The sequence below is a fragment of the Vibrio sp. QJM3NY_39 genome, assembly GCF_057785895.1.
In genome coordinates this window covers 64,552-83,935 of the sequence record NZ_CM173505.1, presented here as the reverse complement: position 1 = coordinate 83,935, position 19,384 = coordinate 64,552, and the positions used below count along the sequence as shown (strand labels likewise).

The 19,384-nt window shown below is 47.1% G+C and carries 7 protein-coding genes, 3 tRNA genes and 6 rRNA genes; 4 read left to right on the top strand and 12 right to left on the bottom strand.

Features of this window, described 5'->3' with window-relative positions; all coding sequences use genetic code 11:
- Nucleotides 1-24: 24 nt before the first annotated feature.
- From hemC to AC3CHU_RS00355, 4 genes are read left to right on the top strand one after another with little or no spacing between them, the layout of a single operon-like run.
- Nucleotides 25-963 (top strand): hydroxymethylbilane synthase, encoded by a 939-nt coding sequence (gene hemC, locus AC3CHU_RS00370; RefSeq protein WP_009848205.1) that lies wholly within the window; start codon nucleotides 25-27, stop codon nucleotides 961-963.
- A gap of 2 nt (nucleotides 964-965) precedes the next feature.
- Complete coding sequence (locus AC3CHU_RS00365) at nucleotides 966-1,694, top strand: uroporphyrinogen-III synthase (protein ID WP_054548359.1); 729 nt, start codon at nucleotides 966-968, stop codon at nucleotides 1,692-1,694.
- A gap of 19 nt (nucleotides 1,695-1,713) precedes the next feature.
- Entirely contained in the window at nucleotides 1,714-2,940 is a 1,227-nt protein-coding gene (locus AC3CHU_RS00360; RefSeq protein WP_488524927.1) for a uroporphyrinogen-III C-methyltransferase, read from the top strand.
- Nucleotides 2,940-4,121: a heme biosynthesis protein HemY gene (locus AC3CHU_RS00355; RefSeq protein WP_004736627.1), complete on the top strand. Its 1,182-nt coding sequence runs from the start codon at nucleotides 2,940-2,942 to the stop codon at nucleotides 4,119-4,121. The genes AC3CHU_RS00360 and AC3CHU_RS00355 overlap by 1 nt, the downstream gene beginning before the upstream one ends.
- A gap of 920 nt (nucleotides 4,122-5,041) precedes the next feature.
- On the opposite strand, the gene AC3CHU_RS00350 is transcribed toward AC3CHU_RS00355, so the two are convergent.
- From AC3CHU_RS00350 to ubiD, 12 genes are all read right to left on the bottom strand, one after another.
- Nucleotides 5,042-5,118: transfer RNA gene (locus tag AC3CHU_RS00350), tRNA-Asp, on the bottom strand.
- A gap of 67 nt (nucleotides 5,119-5,185) precedes the next feature.
- Nucleotides 5,186-5,301, bottom strand: a 5S ribosomal RNA gene (gene rrf, locus AC3CHU_RS00345).
- A 98-nt stretch (nucleotides 5,302-5,399) separates the two neighbouring features.
- Nucleotides 5,400-8,293: ribosomal RNA gene (locus AC3CHU_RS00340) — 23S ribosomal RNA — on the bottom strand.
- Nucleotides 8,294-8,593: 300 nt separating this feature from the next.
- Nucleotides 8,594-8,669 (bottom strand) — tRNA-Ala (locus AC3CHU_RS00335).
- A 21-nt stretch (nucleotides 8,670-8,690) separates the two neighbouring features.
- Nucleotides 8,691-8,767: transfer RNA gene (locus tag AC3CHU_RS00330), tRNA-Ile, on the bottom strand.
- A gap of 67 nt (nucleotides 8,768-8,834) precedes the next feature.
- Nucleotides 8,835-10,389, bottom strand: a 16S ribosomal RNA gene (locus AC3CHU_RS00325).
- Nucleotides 10,390-10,817: 428 nt separating this feature from the next.
- Nucleotides 10,818-10,933, bottom strand: a 5S ribosomal RNA gene (rrf, locus tag AC3CHU_RS00320).
- 98 nt (nucleotides 10,934-11,031) lie between these two features.
- A 23S ribosomal RNA gene (locus tag AC3CHU_RS00315) occupies nucleotides 11,032-13,925 on the bottom strand.
- 431 nt (nucleotides 13,926-14,356) lie between these two features.
- Nucleotides 14,357-15,911 (bottom strand): 16S ribosomal RNA (locus tag AC3CHU_RS00310).
- Together the 16S, 23S and 5S rRNA genes with 3 tRNA genes alongside form the textbook arrangement of a ribosomal RNA operon.
- 579 nt (nucleotides 15,912-16,490) lie before the next feature.
- Entirely contained in the window at nucleotides 16,491-17,204 is a 714-nt protein-coding gene (gene fre / locus AC3CHU_RS00305; protein WP_009848201.1) for an NAD(P)H-flavin reductase, read from the bottom strand.
- Between the two features lie 20 nt (nucleotides 17,205-17,224).
- Nucleotides 17,225-17,494 carry a 2Fe-2S iron-sulfur cluster-binding protein gene (locus tag AC3CHU_RS00300; protein WP_017081534.1) on the bottom strand — a complete coding sequence of 90 codons (270 nt, stop codon included), beginning with the start codon at nucleotides 17,492-17,494 and terminating at the stop codon, nucleotides 17,225-17,227.
- A complete protein-coding gene (ubiD, locus tag AC3CHU_RS00295) occupies nucleotides 17,491-19,332 on the bottom strand; it encodes a 4-hydroxy-3-polyprenylbenzoate decarboxylase (RefSeq protein WP_488524926.1) in 1,842 nt (613 codons plus the stop codon). The genes AC3CHU_RS00300 and ubiD overlap by 4 nt, the downstream gene beginning before the upstream one ends.
- Nucleotides 19,333-19,384: the final 52 nt, after the last annotated feature.

Sequence of the window (19,384 nt, the reverse complement as noted above, 5' to 3'; positions counted from 1 at the left end):
TACAGAACCTATATCGGAAACACCATGACAAATTCAGCACCAATCCGTATCGCGACCAGAAAAAGCCCTCTTGCCCTTTGGCAGGCATACTTTGTAAGGGATGCACTGCAAGCTGCTCACCCTGGTTTAGAGGTTGAGTTGGTAACTATGGTGACCAAAGGTGACATCATCCTAGATACCCCGCTGGCTAAAGTGGGTGGTAAAGGGCTGTTCGTTAAAGAACTCGAAGTGGCGATGCTAGAAGGCCGTGCTGACCTAGCCGTTCACTCAATGAAAGATGTACCGGTCGACTTCCCTGAAGGTCTAGGTCTAGTAACTATCTGTGAACGCGAAGACCCTCGTGATGCTTTCGTTTCAAACACTTACAACAACATCGACGAGCTACCACAAGGTGCTGTCGTGGGTACGTGTAGCCTGCGTCGTCAATGTCAGTTGCTAGAATACCGCCCAGATCTGATCATCAAAGAACTGCGCGGCAATGTTGGTACTCGTCTAGGTAAACTCGATGATGGTCAATACGATGCGATCGTACTGGCTGCTGCAGGTCTTAAACGTCTAGAGCTAGAAGAGCGTATTCGTAGCTTCATCGAACCAGAGCAGTCTCTCCCTGCTGTTGGCCAAGGCGCTGTTGGTATTGAGTGTCGCCTTGATGACGAGCGTCTGATTAAACTCCTTGAACCACTGAATCATAAAGACACGGCTGATCGTGTACTGTGCGAACGTGCAATGAACCTTACCCTAGAAGGTGGTTGTCAGGTGCCTATCGGCAGCTACTCATTATTAGATGGCGATAATATCTGGCTACGTGCATTAGTAGGCGAACCAGATGGTTCTAAAATGGTTCGTGGTGAGATCTCTGGCCTTCGCAAAGATGCAGAAGCGCTTGGCGTTACTCTGGCAAATCAGTTGCTGGATGATGGCGCGAGAGAAATCTTAACCAAGCTCTACGCTGACCAAGAATAATCATGACAGTGTTGGTGACACGTCCCGGCTCAGAGGGACAATCGCTTTGCCAACAACTAGCGGATGAAGGGATTCAAGCAATCCATCATCCGCTTATTCGTATCGTTGATAATCCACACTCATCGGATTTAAGCACCCAGCTTAATAACAGCGATATCATTATTGCAGTCAGTCACCACGCTGTGACCGCTGCCCAAAGCATCCTTTCGAAAACTTCATCTATTTGGCCAACTTCGCCGCTTTATCTTGGCGTTGGTCAAAAAACTGCGCACGTTTTAAGCAAAGTTAGTAAACAAAAAGTAAACTATCCCCAAGTGAGTGATAGTGAACATCTTCTCAAACTTACTGAACTTAATGGCGTAGATAATAAATCCATTTTGATACTGCGTGGAAATGGTGGGCGTGAGCTCATTCGAGATTCTTTACTCAATCGAGGTGCACAAGTCTCTTATTGTGAGACCTACCGTAGAGAATATATTCCCATTAACGATCACAATATCTATCAAACATGGATAAACAAAAAAACGTCCAAAGTTGTCATCACTAGTCAGGAACAATTGGAGTATCTCTGCTCAATTACCCCTGATGAGTATTTGGCTTGGCTTTCAACGAGACAACTATTTGTCCCAAGCCAGCGCATAGTAGAACGAGCACAACAACTCGGTTTCTCGAACGTAACCAATACTCACAGTGCTACGAACCAAATATTACTGGCTGCTCTCCGGCCCTAGCTAGAAACAGGAAATAAGCATGACAAGCAAAAAAAATAATGAGCATATTGAACCTGAAAAAAAACAAGACACTCAGCCAGTAGTTGTTGAAAACGAAAAAGCTGAATCTACAGAGACAAAACAGCCTGAAAGAAAACTTGATGCCTCTGCGTCAAATACGGTTCAAAGTGAACAGCCTCAAGCTGAGCATAAAGAGCAAATCGAGAAAGCAGAAAAGCAAGGTAAGCGCGGTGTCAAACTAGGCGCTATTGCGATCGCTATTTCTATTATTTTCAGTGGCGGTATCGCATTTCAAATGCAGCAAAAGAGCGCTGAGTACTCGGCTCAAATCTCGGCTCTTCAAACACAACTGCAAAATACCCAATCTGCAGTAAATAAAGACCTGCAAACCATCAAGCAAGAGACTATCCAAGAAGCTTCTCACGCCGTGGAGAAAACTCAGGTCGTACAATCCCAGCAACAAAAGAGTATTCAAAGTCTGCAGTTAGCAGTAGCTGACGTTAAAGGCCGTCGACCAAATGACTGGTTGCTTGCTGAAGCCGATTACCTAGTAAAACTAGCAGGTCGTAAATTGTTCCTTGAGCATGATGCCGTTAGCGCAACCAAACTAATGGAAAGCGCCGATCAACGTATCGCAGCACTAAATGACCCAAGCTTAGTATCACTGCGCCAATCAATGACCAATGACATTACTAAGCTTCGCACTATCCCTCTTATCGACCGTGACGGCTTAGTTCTGCGTATCACAAGCCTACAACAACAAGTCGATACGCTACCGCTTGCCAATGCGATTCTCCCAGAAGCTGCAGTTGTAGAGAAAAAAGCCGTATCGCAAGACATCAATGATTGGCAGAACAACCTGATGACGTCGATGAAAGACTTCTCAGAAAACTTCATCACCTTCCGCAGTCGTGATGGAGAAGTCATCCCTCTACTATCACCAGAGCAGCACTTCTACCTGCGTGAAAATATCAAAGGCAAACTAGAGACAGCTATTCGCGCCGTCTACAAGGAGCAAGGCGACATCTACAGTGCCGCACTGCAAACAGCTAACGAGTGGTCGAAGTCGTACCTAAACCAAGATAACAACTCAGTGATTGAGTTTGAGAAGGCAATTAAGCAGCTGAGTGAGCAGAATATTTCTGTGAAATATCCTGTGAAACTTGAGTCTCAAAATGAGTTATCTGACGTAATTCGTGAACGCCTACGTCGTGAAGTAACCGTTATGACCACGGAGGAAAAATAATGATTCGCTGGATTTTTCTTTTTCTCGTTCTAGGTGCCGGACTAGTTGTCGGTACCCAGTTCTCAGGTCAACAAGGTTATGTCCTGATTTCGATAGCAAATAAGACCATTGAGATGAGTGTGACAACACTGGTTATATTTGTCATTGCTCTTCTAGCTGCTCTATTCGGCTTGGAGTACCTATTCAAAAAGCTTATGTACGCAAGCTCAACGACTTGGAACTGGTTCAGTGTTCGTAAACTAAAACGCTCTCGTCGTTATACCAATGAAGGCATCATCAAGCTTCTTGAAGGTGATTGGAAAGGCGCAGAGAGGAAAGTAACTCGTTGGGCTAATCATCACGACATGCCTCTACTTTGTTATTTAGTCGCTTCTCAAGCTGCTCACGAACAAGGTAATACGAGTGAGCGTGATAAGTACATCGAGCTTGCTAGCCAACAAGAGGACTCTCTACTGGCCGTTGAGCTAACTAAAGCAAAACAACAGATCAGTGAGTCGAACTACGAAGCCGCATTCGACACACTTTCGACCTTAAAAGGTACATATCCTAATAACACCGCTGTACTTGGCCTATTAAAAGCCACTTACATGCAGCTTAAACTCTGGCAGCCATTACTAGAGTTAACGCCTAAGCTAGCTAAAAACAAGCTTCTTACGGCTGATGAGCAAGTTGAGTTAGAACAAAAAGCACAATGCGGCTTGCTTCACGATGTGGCACAACAGCAAGGTAGCGAAGGTTTAATCAGCCATTGGAACAAGCTTTCAAGAAAGCAGAAACAAAGCTCTCACCTTGTTTCCTGCTTTGTGAAGCAACTGATCGCTCGTAAAGCTGACTCAGAAGCCTTCACTGTGATCAAAGAGAACATTGCGAAGAGTGGTTCAAATGAGCTCTACATGTTGCTTCCAGAGCTTAACCTTGCCGATCACCACCCAGTCGTTGTGATGCTAGAGCGCGCCATCAGTAAAGATGGTGGCAATGCCGAAGCACACAGCGCATTGGCTCAGTTCTACCTAAGAGAACAGAAATGGGCAGAAGCACAAGGCCACTTCGAGAAAGCACTAGCACTTCGCTCAAACGTATCAGATTACGGATACCTATCTGATGCACTAGAAAAGCAAAACTTAACGAAGGCAGCTCACGAAGTTTCTCGTAAGGCACTCGCTCTGGTTCAACCAGCTTAAACTGATACAACTAACATGAAGCCGATGCCTAGCATCGGCTTTTTTGTATCTACTGTTTACCTTAAGTAACTTGCTCAGTACGAATAAGCAAATACTAGAGATGGTAGTAAAAGTCTTCCATCCAGATCCCTTCTCCACACCCAGCTTATTGCTGACCGAAGCATCGTCCATTTTTAATAGGACCTACCTAGCTCGTAACAATCCATAAGTCACACATCTTGATCATGGATTTTCAAATGCTATTAATGCTTTATAAGTACTGATTTTAAGTCATGAGGTTAAATCTTCTTGGAATCCCCCGCAAGGTTTCCTAAAAAACACTGAGGGATACGTTAGGTCTATCCGTATGTAGTTTTAGCAAACTATAAAACAAGCTGTTTAGAATCCATTTGAGCTGACTGACAACCTTTATATAGATTTTTGAAGGAATAACGATCAGATAGCTTGGTTTAAGATTGAAGAAGTGAATGTATAGCAGCCGAGTTTCAGACTCTAGACGAAATCAATTCTGGGACACAGCAAAACTCCGAAGTTTAAAGCGCGGCTTAATCATCACTCAACAGAAGTAATTAAGAAGCCACAGCCACTTAGAGAACTCCTGCTAACTTATTAATTAAAATCAATTTGTCATGTTAGATCGCAAAGCCCGGCTATTGCTTAGCACAGCTTTCTAATCAATCGTCGATTCAACGATTACTAGCCAAAACAACCTTTTACGGAAGCCAAAGCCAAGAGTTAAAACACATACCCAGAAACGACGAAAGCCTAGTCGTCAGACTAGGCTTTCTAATAAGCAGCGGAATGGACGGGGTTGCGGACTTCAGGCAACCCCTTTGTGGGACTCATTCGACCGAAGGGCAAAACACTTTTCTTGAAATGTAAAAAAGCCCTGCTATTTCTAGCAGGGCTTTTTTAATAAGTGGCGGAGTGGACGGGACTCGAACCCGCGACCCCCGGCGTGACAGGCCGGTATTCTAACCAACTGAACTACCACTCCGCAGTGGTCAACTCACTAAGTGAGCGTCCATATCCCCAGGTCGGTCAACCTAAAGATTTAATTTAAAGCCTGGCGATGTCCTACTCTCACATGGGGAAACCCCACACTACCATCGGCGCTATTGTGTTTCACTTCTGAGTTCGGCATGGAATCAGGTGGGTCCACAATGCTATGGTCGCCAAGCAAATTTTAAAATTCGGAAAACTGATTTAAAAGTTATATCTCTTCAAACGCATTCAAGGTCTGGTACTTCTGAGTCCACAAAACCCCTTGGGTGTTGTATGGTTAAGCCTCACGGGCAATTAGTACAGGTTAGCTCAATGCCTCGCAGCACTTACACACCCTGCCTATCAACGTCGTAGTCTACGACAACCCTTTAGGACACTTATAGTGCCAGGGAAAACTCATCTCAAGGCTCGCTTCCCGCTTAGATGCTTTCAGCGGTTATCGATTCCGAACTTAGCTACCGGGCAATGCCATTGGCATGACAACCCGAACACCAGAGGTTCGTCCACTCCGGTCCTCTCGTACTAGGAGCAGCCCCTTTCAATTTTCCAACGCCCACGGCAGATAGGGACCGAACTGTCTCACGACGTTCTAAACCCAGCTCGCGTACCACTTTAAATGGCGAACAGCCATACCCTTGGGACCGACTTCAGCCCCAGGATGTGATGAGCCGACATCGAGGTGCCAAACACCGCCGTCGATATGAACTCTTGGGCGGTATCAGCCTGTTATCCCCGGAGTACCTTTTATCCGTTGAGCGATGGCCCTTCCATTCAGAACCACCGGATCACTATGACCTGCTTTCGCACCTGCTCGAATTGTCATTCTCGCAGTCAAGCGGGCTTATGCCATTGCACTAACCACACGATGTCCAACCGTGTTTAGCCCACCTTCGTGCTCCTCCGTTACTCTTTGGGAGGAGACCGCCCCAGTCAAACTACCCACCAGGCACTGTCCGTAATCCCGATTCAGGGACCAACGTTAGAACATCAAAACTACAAGGGTGGTATTTCAAGGACGACTCCATCACATCTAGCGACGCAATTTCATAGTCTCCCACCTATCCTACACATGTAGGTTCAATGTTCAGTGCCAAGCTGTAGTAAAGGTTCACGGGGTCTTTCCGTCTAGCCGCGGGTACACTGCATCTTCACAGCGATTTCAATTTCACTGAGTCTCGGGTGGAGACAGCGTGGCCATCATTACGCCATTCGTGCAGGTCGGAACTTACCCGACAAGGAATTTCGCTACCTTAGGACCGTTATAGTTACGGCCGCCGTTTACCGGGGCTTCGATCAAGAGCTTCGACCGAAGTCTAACCCCATCAATTAACCTTCCGGCACCGGGCAGGCGTCACACCGTATACGTCATCTTACGATTTTGCACAGTGCTGTGTTTTTAATAAACAGTTGCAGCCACCTGGTATCTGCGACTCTCGTCTGCTCCATCCGCAAGGGACTTCACTGATAAGAGCGTACCTTCTCCCGAAGTTACGGTACCATTTTGCCTAGTTCCTTCACCCGAGTTCTCTCAAGCGCCTTGGTATTCTCTACCCGACCACCTGTGTCGGTTTGGGGTACGATTCCTTACAATCTGAAGCTTAGAGGCTTTTCCTGGAAGCATGGCATCAATGACTTCACTACCGTAGTAGCTCGACATCGTATCTCAGCGTTAGTAGTGGTCCGGATTTACCTAAACCACCCGCCTACATACTTGAACCTGGACAACCGTCGCCAGGCCCACCTAGCCTTCTCCGTCCCCCCATCGCAATTGTAAGAAGTACGGGAATATTAACCCGTTTCCCATCGACTACGCCTTTCGGCCTCGCCTTAGGAGTCGACTTACCCTGCCCCGATTAACGTTGGACAGGAACCCTTGGTCTTCCGGCGAGGGAGTTTTTCACTCCCTTTATCGTTACTCATGTCAGCATTCGCACTTCTGATACCTCCAGCATGCCTTACAGCACACCTTCAACGGCTTACAGAACGCTCCCCTACCCCACATACCCTAAGGTACGTAGCCGCAGCTTCGGTGTATAGCTTAGCCCCGTTACATCTTCCGCGCAGGCCGACTCGACCAGTGAGCTATTACGCTTTCTTTAAATGATGGCTGCTTCTAAGCCAACATCCTGGCTGTCTGAGCCTTCCCACATCGTTTCCCACTTAGCTATACTTTGGGACCTTAGCTGGCGGTCTGGGTTGTTTCCCTCTCCACGACGGACGTTAGCACCCGCCGTGTGTCTCCCGGATAGTACTTACTGGTATTCGGAGTTTGCAAAGGGTTGGTAAGTCGGGATGACCCCCTAGCCTTAACAGTGCTCTACCCCCAGTAGTATTCGTCCGAGGCGCTACCTAAATAGCTTTCGGGGAGAACCAGCTATCTCCAGGTTTGATTGGCCTTTCACCCCTAGCCACAAGTCATCCGCTAATTTTTCAACATTAGTCGGTTCGGTCCTCCAGTTGATGTTACTCAACCTTCAACCTGCCCATGGCTAGATCACCTGGTTTCGGGTCTAATCCTAGCAACTGTACGCCCAGTTAAGACTCGGTTTCCCTACGGCTCCCCTAAACGGTTAACCTTGCTACTAAAATTAAGTCGCTGACCCATTATACAAAAGGTACGCAGTCACACCACGAAGGTGCTCCTACTGCTTGTACGTACACGGTTTCAGGTTCTATTTCACTCCCCTCACAGGGGTTCTTTTCGCCTTTCCCTCACGGTACTGGTTCACTATCGGTCAGTCAGTAGTATTTAGCCTTGGAGGATGGTCCCCCCATATTCAGACAGGATATCACGTGTCCCGCCCTACTCGTTTTCACTGATTATGAGATGTCGATTACGGGGCTATCACCCTTTATTGCGGCACTTTCCAGAGCCTTCATCTGTCTCATTAAAAGCTTAAGGGCTAATCCAATTTCGCTCGCCGCTACTTTCGGAATCTCGGTTGATTTCTCTTCCTCGGGGTACTTAGATGTTTCAGTTCCCCCGGTTTGCCTCCTGTTGCTATGTATTCACAACAGGATACTTACTTATGTAAGTGGGTTTCCCCATTCAGGAATCCCAGACTCAAAAGGTTATTACTACCTAATCTGGGCTTATCGCAAGTTATTACGCCTTTCATCGCCTCTGACTGCCAAGGCATCCACCGTGTACGCTTAGTCACTTAACCATACAACCCGAAAGGGTCTTAGCGTATGGCAACTAACCAAGGTTTTTGGTTGTCATCAAGAAGGGTTAATTCTTGATAACTGTTTGCCGGACTCAATTGTGAATCAAACTAAAGTTTGATTCGAATACAAGACACTTGAATGTGTTTGTTGTGTTTATCTAATGAAAGATAAACATTGAGAACTTTTAAATTTGATTGAATTACTCGTAAGTAATCAATCAGTCAGCTTTCCAAATTGTTAAAGAGCTAGATTTCTTTCGAAACCATTTTTAAATATTTTCAGATAAAAACACTTAAAGATGGTGGAGCTATGCGGGATCGAACCGCAGACCTCCTGCGTGCAAGGCAGGCGCTCTCCCAGCTGAGCTATAGCCCCATCTTTGTATCTAGTCGATATTGGTGGGTCTGAGTGGACTCGAACCACCGACCTCCCGCTTATCAGGCGAGCGCTCTAACCAGCTGAGCTACAGACCCAATATCGTCTCTTTTACTTTCTAAACCTAATCAATCTGTGTGGACACTCATCGTGACTATCTTCGTATAAGGAGGTGATCCAGCCCCAGGTTCCCCTAGGGCTACCTTGTTACGACTTCACCCCAGTCATGAACCACAAAGTGGTGAGCGTCCTCCTCGAAAGGTTAAACTACCCACTTCTTTTGCAGCCCACTCCCATGGTGTGACGGGCGGTGTGTACAAGGCCCGGGAACGTATTCACCGTGACATTCTGATTCACGATTACTAGCGATTCCGACTTCATGGAGTCGAGTTGCAGACTCCAATCCGGACTACGACGCACTTTTTGGGATTCGCTCACTATCGCTAGCTTGCTGCCCTCTGTATGCGCCATTGTAGCACGTGTGTAGCCCTACTCGTAAGGGCCATGATGACTTGACGTCGTCCCCACCTTCCTCCGGTTTATCACCGGCAGTCTCCCTGGAGTTCCCGACATTACTCGCTGGCAAACAAGGATAAGGGTTGCGCTCGTTGCGGGACTTAACCCAACATTTCACAACACGAGCTGACGACAGCCATGCAGCACCTGTCTCAGAGTTCCCGAAGGCACACCTGCGTCTCCGCTGGCTTCTCTGGATGTCAAGAGTAGGTAAGGTTCTTCGCGTTGCATCGAATTAAACCACATGCTCCACCGCTTGTGCGGGCCCCCGTCAATTCATTTGAGTTTTAATCTTGCGACCGTACTCCCCAGGCGGTCTACTTAACGCGTTAGCTCCGAAAGCCACGGCTCAAGGCCACAACCTCCAAGTAGACATCGTTTACGGCGTGGACTACCAGGGTATCTAATCCTGTTTGCTCCCCACGCTTTCGCATCTGAGTGTCAGTGTCTGTCCAGGGGGCCGCCTTCGCCACTGGTATTCCTTCAGATCTCTACGCATTTCACCGCTACACCTGAAATTCTACCCCCCTCTACAGCACTCTAGTTCACCAGTTTCAAATGCAGTTCCGAGGTTGAGCCCCGGGCTTTCACATCTGACTTAATGAACCACCTGCATGCGCTTTACGCCCAGTAATTCCGATTAACGCTCGCACCCTCCGTATTACCGCGGCTGCTGGCACGGAGTTAGCCGGTGCTTCTTCTGTTGCTAACGTCAAGATGCGCAGCTATTAACTACACACCCTTCCTCACAACTGAAAGTACTTTACAACCCGAAGGCCTTCTTCATACACGCGGCATGGCTGCATCAGGCTTTCGCCCATTGTGCAATATTCCCCACTGCTGCCTCCCGTAGGAGTCTGGACCGTGTCTCAGTTCCAGTGTGGCTGATCATCCTCTCAGACCAGCTAGGGATCGTCGCCTTGGTGAGCCATTACCTCACCAACTAGCTAATCCCACCTAGGCATATCTTGACGCGAGAGGCCCGAAGGTCCCCCTCTTTGGCCCGTAGGCATTATGCGGTATTAGCCATCGTTTCCAATGGTTATCCCCCACATCAAGGCAATTTCCTAGGCATTACTCACCCGTCCGCCGCTCGACGCCCATTAACGCACCCGAAGGATTGTTAGTGTCGTTTCCGCTCGACTTGCATGTGTTAGGCCTGCCGCCAGCGTTCAATCTGAGCCATGATCAAACTCTTCAATTTAAGATTTTGTGACTCAACGAATACTGACTTCAAAACTAATATTTATTCGCTCTTTCGAAAAAGATTGATAAACATGTAATTTTAAAGCTATTACCATTCCAACAGAATGGTAATGAATTGACTGTGCCAAAATTAAGTAAACTTAACTTTGTATTGGTCACTCAGTTCATTGAAATCAAGTTTGTTACCGAAGTAACTGTTACTACCTAAGTAATAACGTTTTGATATTCATCAACGAGTGCCCACACAGATTGATAGGTTTAAATTGTTAAAGAGCCTGTTCTCTAAAAAGAGAACGCTTTCAGTGCCTTAGCACTTAAGCAGGACGCGTATAATACGCTTTCCACTTTGAAAGTCAACATAAAACTCTAAGAAAACTTAGAACTCTATGGTGACTTGTCTAAAAACTAGACAAAGTCGAAATTAAAGCCTGGCGATGTCCTACTCTCACATGGGGAAACCCCACACTACCATCGGCGCTATTGTGTTTCACTTCTGAGTTCGGCATGGAATCAGGTGGGTCCACAATGCTATGGTCGCCAAGCAAATTTTAAAATTCGGAAAACTGATTTAAAAGTTATTTCTCTTCAAACGTATTCAAGGTCTGGTACTTCTGAGTCCACAAAACCCCTTGGGTGTTGTATGGTTAAGCCTCACGGGCAATTAGTACAGGTTAGCTCAATGCCTCGCAGCACTTACACACCCTGCCTATCAACGTCGTAGTCTACGACAACCCTTTAGGACACTTATAGTGCCAGGGAAAACTCATCTCAAGGCTCGCTTCCCGCTTAGATGCTTTCAGCGGTTATCGATTCCGAACTTAGCTACCGGGCAATGCCATTGGCATGACAACCCGAACACCAGAGGTTCGTCCACTCCGGTCCTCTCGTACTAGGAGCAGCCCCTTTCAATTTTCCAACGCCCACGGCAGATAGGGACCGAACTGTCTCACGACGTTCTAAACCCAGCTCGCGTACCACTTTAAATGGCGAACAGCCATACCCTTGGGACCGACTTCAGCCCCAGGATGTGATGAGCCGACATCGAGGTGCCAAACACCGCCGTCGATATGAACTCTTGGGCGGTATCAGCCTGTTATCCCCGGAGTACCTTTTATCCGTTGAGCGATGGCCCTTCCATTCAGAACCACCGGATCACTATGACCTGCTTTCGCACCTGCTCGAATTGTCATTCTCGCAGTCAAGCGGGCTTATGCCATTGCACTAACCACACGATGTCCAACCGTGTTTAGCCCACCTTCGTGCTCCTCCGTTACTCTTTGGGAGGAGACCGCCCCAGTCAAACTACCCACCAGGCACTGTCCGTAATCCCGATTCAGGGACCAACGTTAGAACATCAAAACTACAAGGGTGGTATTTCAAGGACGACTCCATCACATCTAGCGACGCAATTTCATAGTCTCCCACCTATCCTACACATGTAGGTTCAATGTTCAGTGCCAAGCTGTAGTAAAGGTTCACGGGGTCTTTCCGTCTAGCCGCGGGTACACTGCATCTTCACAGCGATTTCAATTTCACTGAGTCTCGGGTGGAGACAGCGTGGCCATCATTACGCCATTCGTGCAGGTCGGAACTTACCCGACAAGGAATTTCGCTACCTTAGGACCGTTATAGTTACGGCCGCCGTTTACCGGGGCTTCGATCAAGAGCTTCGACCGAAGTCTAACCCCATCAATTAACCTTCCGGCACCGGGCAGGCGTCACACCGTATACGTCATCTTACGATTTTGCACAGTGCTGTGTTTTTAATAAACAGTTGCAGCCACCTGGTATCTGCGACTCTCGTCTGCTCCATCCGCAAGGGACTTCACTGATAAGAGCGTACCTTCTCCCGAAGTTACGGTACCATTTTGCCTAGTTCCTTCACCCGAGTTCTCTCAAGCGCCTTGGTATTCTCTACCCGACCACCTGTGTCGGTTTGGGGTACGATTCCTTACAATCTGAAGCTTAGAGGCTTTTCCTGGAAGCATGGCATCAATGACTTCACTACCGTAGTAGCTCGACATCGTATCTCAGCGTTAGTAGTGGTCCGGATTTACCTAAACCACCCGCCTACATACTTGAACCTGGACAACCGTCGCCAGGCCCACCTAGCCTTCTCCGTCCCCCCATCGCAATTGTAAGAAGTACGGGAATATTAACCCGTTTCCCATCGACTACGCCTTTCGGCCTCGCCTTAGGAGTCGACTTACCCTGCCCCGATTAACGTTGGACAGGAACCCTTGGTCTTCCGGCGAGGGAGTTTTTCACTCCCTTTATCGTTACTCATGTCAGCATTCGCACTTCTGATACCTCCAGCATGCCTTACAGCACACCTTCAACGGCTTACAGAACGCTCCCCTACCCCACATACCCTAAGGTACGTAGCCGCAGCTTCGGTGTATAGCTTAGCCCCGTTACATCTTCCGCGCAGGCCGACTCGACCAGTGAGCTATTACGCTTTCTTTAAATGATGGCTGCTTCTAAGCCAACATCCTGGCTGTCTGAGCCTTCCCACATCGTTTCCCACTTAGCTATACTTTGGGACCTTAGCTGGCGGTCTGGGTTGTTTCCCTCTCCACGACGGACGTTAGCACCCGCCGTGTGTCTCCCGGATAGTACTTACTGGTATTCGGAGTTTGCAAAGGGTTGGTAAGTCGGGATGACCCCCTAGCCTTAACAGTGCTCTACCCCCAGTAGTATTCGTCCGAGGCGCTACCTAAATAGCTTTCGGGGAGAACCAGCTATCTCCAGGTTTGATTGGCCTTTCACCCCTAGCCACAAGTCATCCGCTAATTTTTCAACATTAGTCGGTTCGGTCCTCCAGTTGATGTTACTCAACCTTCAACCTGCCCATGGCTAGATCACCTGGTTTCGGGTCTAATCCTAGCAACTGTACGCCCAGTTAAGACTCGGTTTCCCTACGGCTCCCCTAAACGGTTAACCTTGCTACTAAAATTAAGTCGCTGACCCATTATACAAAAGGTACGCAGTCACACCACGAAGGTGCTCCTACTGCTTGTACGTACACGGTTTCAGGTTCTATTTCACTCCCCTCACAGGGGTTCTTTTCGCCTTTCCCTCACGGTACTGGTTCACTATCGGTCAGTCAGTAGTATTTAGCCTTGGAGGATGGTCCCCCCATATTCAGACAGGATATCACGTGTCCCGCCCTACTCGTTTTCACTGATTATGAGATGTCGATTACGGGGCTATCACCCTTTATTGCGGCACTTTCCAGAGCCTTCATCTGTCTCATTAAAAGCTTAAGGGCTAATCCAATTTCGCTCGCCGCTACTTTCGGAATCTCGGTTGATTTCTCTTCCTCGGGGTACTTAGATGTTTCAGTTCCCCCGGTTTGCCTCCTGTTGCTATGTATTCACAACAGGATACGTGCTTATGCACGTGGGTTTCCCCATTCAGGAATCCCAGACTCAAAAGGTTATTACTACCTAATCTGGGCTTATCGCAAGTTATTACGCCTTTCATCGCCTCTGACTGCCAAGGCATCCACCGTGTACGCTTAGTCACTTAACCATACAACCCGAAAGGGTTTCTATTTGCTTTCACTTTAAAAAGTGAAGACAAATAAGTGTATGGCAACTAACCAAGGTTTTTGGTTGTCATCAAGAAGGGTTAATTCTCAATGACTGTTTGCCGGACTCAATTTACTTTTTGTTTCCACTTTTAAAAAAAGTAGAATCAAAAAATGAACAATCATTTCTGATCATTCGAATACAAGACACTTGAATGTGTTTGTTGTGTTTATCTAATGAAAGATAAACATTGAGAACTTTTAAATTTGATTTGAATTACTCGTAAGTAATCAAATCAGTCAGCTTTCCAAATTGTTAAAGAGCATAAAGCAAAAAGCTTTAATCAATAACTTACGTTATTAATTAAAGCTCTGGCTTTAACTAAATCTAAACCATCAATCTGTGTGGACACTCATCGTAAGTATCTTCGTATAAGGAGGTGATCCAGCCCCAGGTTCCCCTAGGGCTACCTTGTTACGACTTCACCCCAGTCATGAACCACAAAGTGGTGAGCGTCCTCCCCGAAAGGTTAAACTACCCACTTCTTTTGCAGCCCACTCCCATGGTGTGACGGGCGGTGTGTACAAGGCCCGGGAACGTATTCACCGTGACATTCTGATTCACGATTACTAGCGATTCCGACTTCATGGAGTCGAGTTGCAGACTCCAATCCGGACTACGACGCACTTTTTGGGATTCGCTCACTATCGCTAGCTTGCTGCCCTCTGTATGCGCCATTGTAGCACGTGTGTAGCCCTACTCGTAAGGGCCATGATGACTTGACGTCGTCCCCACCTTCCTCCGGTTTATCACCGGCAGTCTCCCTGGAGTTCCCGACATTACTCGCTGGCAAACAAGGATAAGGGTTGCGCTCGTTGCGGGACTTAACCCAACATTTCACAACACGAGCTGACGACAGCCATGCAGCACCTGTCTCAGAGCTCCCGAAGGCACACCTGCGTCTCCGCTGGCTTCTCTGGATGTCAAGAGTAGGTAAGGTTCTTCGCGTTGCATCGAATTAAACCACATGCTCCACCGCTTGTGCGGGCCCCCGTCAATTCATTTGAGTTTTAATCTTGCGACCGTACTCCCCAGGCGGTCTACTTAACGCGTTAGCTCCGAAAGCCACGGCTCAAGGCCACAACCTCCAAGTAGACATCGTTTACGGCGTGGACTACCAGGGTATCTAATCCTGTTTGCTCCCCACGCTTTCGCATCTGAGTGTCAGTGTCTGTCCAGGGGGCCGCCTTCGCCACTGGTATTCCTTCAGATCTCTACGCATTTCACCGCTACACCTGAAATTCTACCCCCCTCTACAGCACTCTAGTTCACCAGTTTCAAATGCAGTTCCGAGGTTGAGCCCCGGGCTTTCACATCTGACTTAATGAACCACCTGCATGCGCTTTACGCCCAGTAATTCCGATTAACGCTCGCACCCTCCGTATTACCGCGGCTGCTGGCACGGAGTTAGCCGGTGCTTCTTCTGTTGTTAACGTCAAGATGCGCAGCTATTAACTACACACCCTTCCTCACAACTGAAAGTACTTTACAACCCGAAGGCCTTCTTCATACACGCGGCATGGCTGCATCAGGCTTTCGCCCATTGTGCAATATTCCCCACTGCTGCCTCCCGTAGGAGTCTGGACCGTGTCTCAGTTCCAGTGTGGCTGATCATCCTCTCAGACCAGCTAGGGATCGTCGCCTTGGTGAGCCATTACCTCACCAACTAGCTAATCCCACCTAGGCATATCTTGACGCGAGAGGCCCGAAGGTCCCCCTCTTTGGCCCGTAGGCATTATGCGGTATTAGCCATCGTTTCCAATGGTTATCCCCCACATCAAGGCAATTTCCTAGGCATTACTCACCCGTCCGCCGCTCGACGTCCATTAACGCACCCGAAGGATTGTTAGTGTCGTTTCCGCTCGACTTGCATGTGTTAGGCCTGCCGCCAGCGTTCAATCTGAGCCATGATCAAACTCTTCAATTTAAGATTTTGTGACTCAACGAATACTGACTTCAAAACTAATATTCATTCGAAAATGAACATGTAATTCTAAAGCTATTACCATTCCAACAGAATGGTAATGAATTGACTGTGCCAAATAACCCCTCTCTATAAAGAAAGTAATTATTCGTATTGGTCACTCAGTTCATTGAAATCAAGTTTGTTACCGAAGTAACTGTTACTACCTAAGTAATAACGTTTTGATATTCATCAACGAGTGCCCACACAGATTGATAGGTTTAAATTGTTAAAGAGCTTCACTTGTTGAGCGTTCCTTTTAAGTAAGGAGCCTCTCGAAGTGGACGGCCATTCTAGCGAATTAACATTCAGTGTCAAACACTTTTTGAAAATTAATTTTTGTCGCTTTCCGTCTGACTGATTCTTGCTGAAGCCTTGTGGCGTCTGCCGTCTCAGTGGTGTCGCATTATAGGGAACCCACTCAGCTTAGCAACTACTTTTTCATGAAAAATGAATAAATAGAGCTTAAGTGCCTAATAGTTCACCTAAACGGAAAAAAGAGAGCATTTCTGCTCTCTTTTTGCTCTAAATCTAAAAGTATTCTTAGATAAACGCGTAAGCATCTGCGTACATATGGTCACGCTTTGCTTCTTTATTCTGAGTAAACAAGTCTCTTGCAGCACCTGCCATTTCGAAACGACCCGCAATGTAGATATCGAAATCAGCTAATGATTCGAAACTTTGCGTGATTGCTTCAAGTACATTACCCGTTTGACCGTGCCAAACTTCAGGCGCTTCTTCTACTACTGGTACAAAATGTACATTGCTGTGTTTTGCTGCAATGTCGACAAGCTCTTCTTTCGCATACAGCTGACACTCATCTTTTGCGCCCCAGTATAGATGAATCTCTTTTTTACTGTTCTGCGCGATGCAGTGATCGAGAATAGAGCGCACGTAGCTAAAGCCAGTACCACCAGCAATGAGTAACAGAGGACGATCGCTTTCTTCTTTAACCCACGCATCACCGTGCGGAGCATCAATAGCTATATCGCCATCTTCAGCTTGCGCTTTCTTCATTGCCTCAACGACTTCTGAAGCGTAAGCATTGTGCTCAGCTGCACCAATGTGCAACTCAAGCTCGCCTTCATGGCGACAAGGGCTGCTTGCAATCGAAAATGGACGCTTATCTTTCTCGCCCATTTCAACCATCAGATATTGGCCCGCTTTAAAAGCGACTGGTGTTTCTGGGTGAAGTAGGATTTGGTAAGTATTACAAGCCAAAGGCTCGATAGACTTCACTTTACATTTAATAGTCATGTTCTTCCTCTTACTAACCCTTAATCGGCAAAGGTTAGAACTAAATTACTTTCTGCAAATGCTTGGCAAGCAAAAATCCAACCTTGTTGCTGCTCTTTCTCTGTAAGCATGGGTTCAAGATGGTAACTCACTTGCCCTTCTAATTTTCTGCACATACACATCGCGCATGCGCCGACTTGGCAACGGTTTGGGAAATAGATATCGCTGTTGAGCGCAGCATCCAAGACCGTTTGCCCTTTTTCTACGGTAAAACTGATGTTTTCTGGGTATAAGACTACTTGGTAGCTCATGAAATTCCTAGCTGTTCCCAGATGCTATCAATCTTTTTAACGACATCAGGATCTTTTGTGATTGGAACACCCCACTCACGCAGGCATTCGCCTTCCCACTTATTGGTCGCATCTAGACCCATTTTTGAGTGTCCTGTTTCATTCTGTAGGAACAACGTATCTCTGGCCGGATCCATTCTTGTGGTCACCGCCCAAATAATGTCATTCCAATCACTAACGTTGACATCGCCGTCACACACGATAACAAACTTGTTCTCATCAAATTGAGACCAAACCGCTTCCATGATTTTCTTACCATTACCTGCAGTTTGCTTATCAATAGACACCACAACCATGTTGGCATTATCGTTTTGCAGGTGAATATCAATAATTTCAGGTTGAGTCTTGGTTAACTCAGCTAAGCTGCCCTCTATATGTTCATTATTTACAGGTGTTGATTCGACATCTGGCGATAGTGCTAACTCTGCATCCCACTTCTTAGTGATGTCTAGGCCCATCTTAGAACCTAACCCAACCACAGGTGATGCAAAATCCAATGAATCGATCGGCGTGTTCTCTATCATCAGGCTATCGCGTGACGGATCCATATGTTCACACATAGCAGCGGTCACTTGAGACCAGTCTCGTGCATTCACACCTTCATCGCACACCAATACAAACTTGGTGTACATGAATTGGCGTAAGAAAGACCATACACCCATCATCACTCGCTTAGCGTGACCTGGGTATTGCTTCTTCATGGTCACTACTGCCATTCGGTATGAACAACCTTCAGGCGGTAGATAGAAGTCTTCAATCTCTGGGAACTGCTTTTGAAGAATAGGAACAAACACTTCATTGAGCGCAACACCCAATACCGCAGGCTCATCAGGTGGACGGCCAGTATAGGTGCTGTGGTAGATAGGGTTTTCGCGCATGGTTACATGAGTAATAGTGAACACATGGTGCTTTTCTTTCTCGTTGTAGTAACCAGTATGATCTCCGTAAGGCCCTTCGTCCGCGAACTCATTCGGGTCGATGTAACCTTCCATCACGATTTCCGCACTTGCAGGAACGTCTAAATCATTGCTGATTGATTTAACAACCTCAGTTTTACTACCGCGTAGTAAGCCTGCAAACGCGTATTCCGATAAAGTATCCGGCACTGGCGTAACCGCACCAAGAATGGTGGCAGGATCTGCTCCAAACGCTACAGAAACTGGGAATGGTTTACCTGGGTTAGTTTCCATCCAATCACGCAGATCAAGCGCTCCACCACGGTGGGCTAACCAACGCATAATGACCTTATTCTTGCCGATTTTTTGCTGGCGATAGATGCCTAAGTTTTGGCGTTTCTTATTAGGGCCGCGAGTAACCGTTAATCCCCATGTTAGCAACGGCGCGACATCATCGGCCCAACAGCTCATCACGGGAATTTTATCAAGGTCGACGTCATCACCCTGCCATATCACTTGTTGGCACGCCGCTTTACGAAGACGTTTAGCTGGCATATTTAAGACTTGCTTAAACACCGGCAGTTTATCAAGAGCATCTTTAAAGCCTTTTGGTGGCTCAGGTTCCTTTAGGTAAGCTAACAACTTACCCACTTCACGCAGTTCTTTCACTTCCTGACGACCCATACCAATAGCCACACGATTAGGTGTACCAAATAGATTGGTTAAAACAGGCATGTCATAGCCTATTGGGTTTTCAAACAAAAGAGCCGGGCCACCAGCACGTAGAGTACGGTCGCTAATCTCGGTCATTTCATAGTCTGGATCGACTGGGTGAGAAATGCGTTTCAACTGACCAATACTTTCAAGATGGTCGATAAAATCACGTAAATCTTTAAAACTCATAGGACTTCTACATGCTGATTATTCTGCGCTCAGTATATCAAAAAGGGTGAAG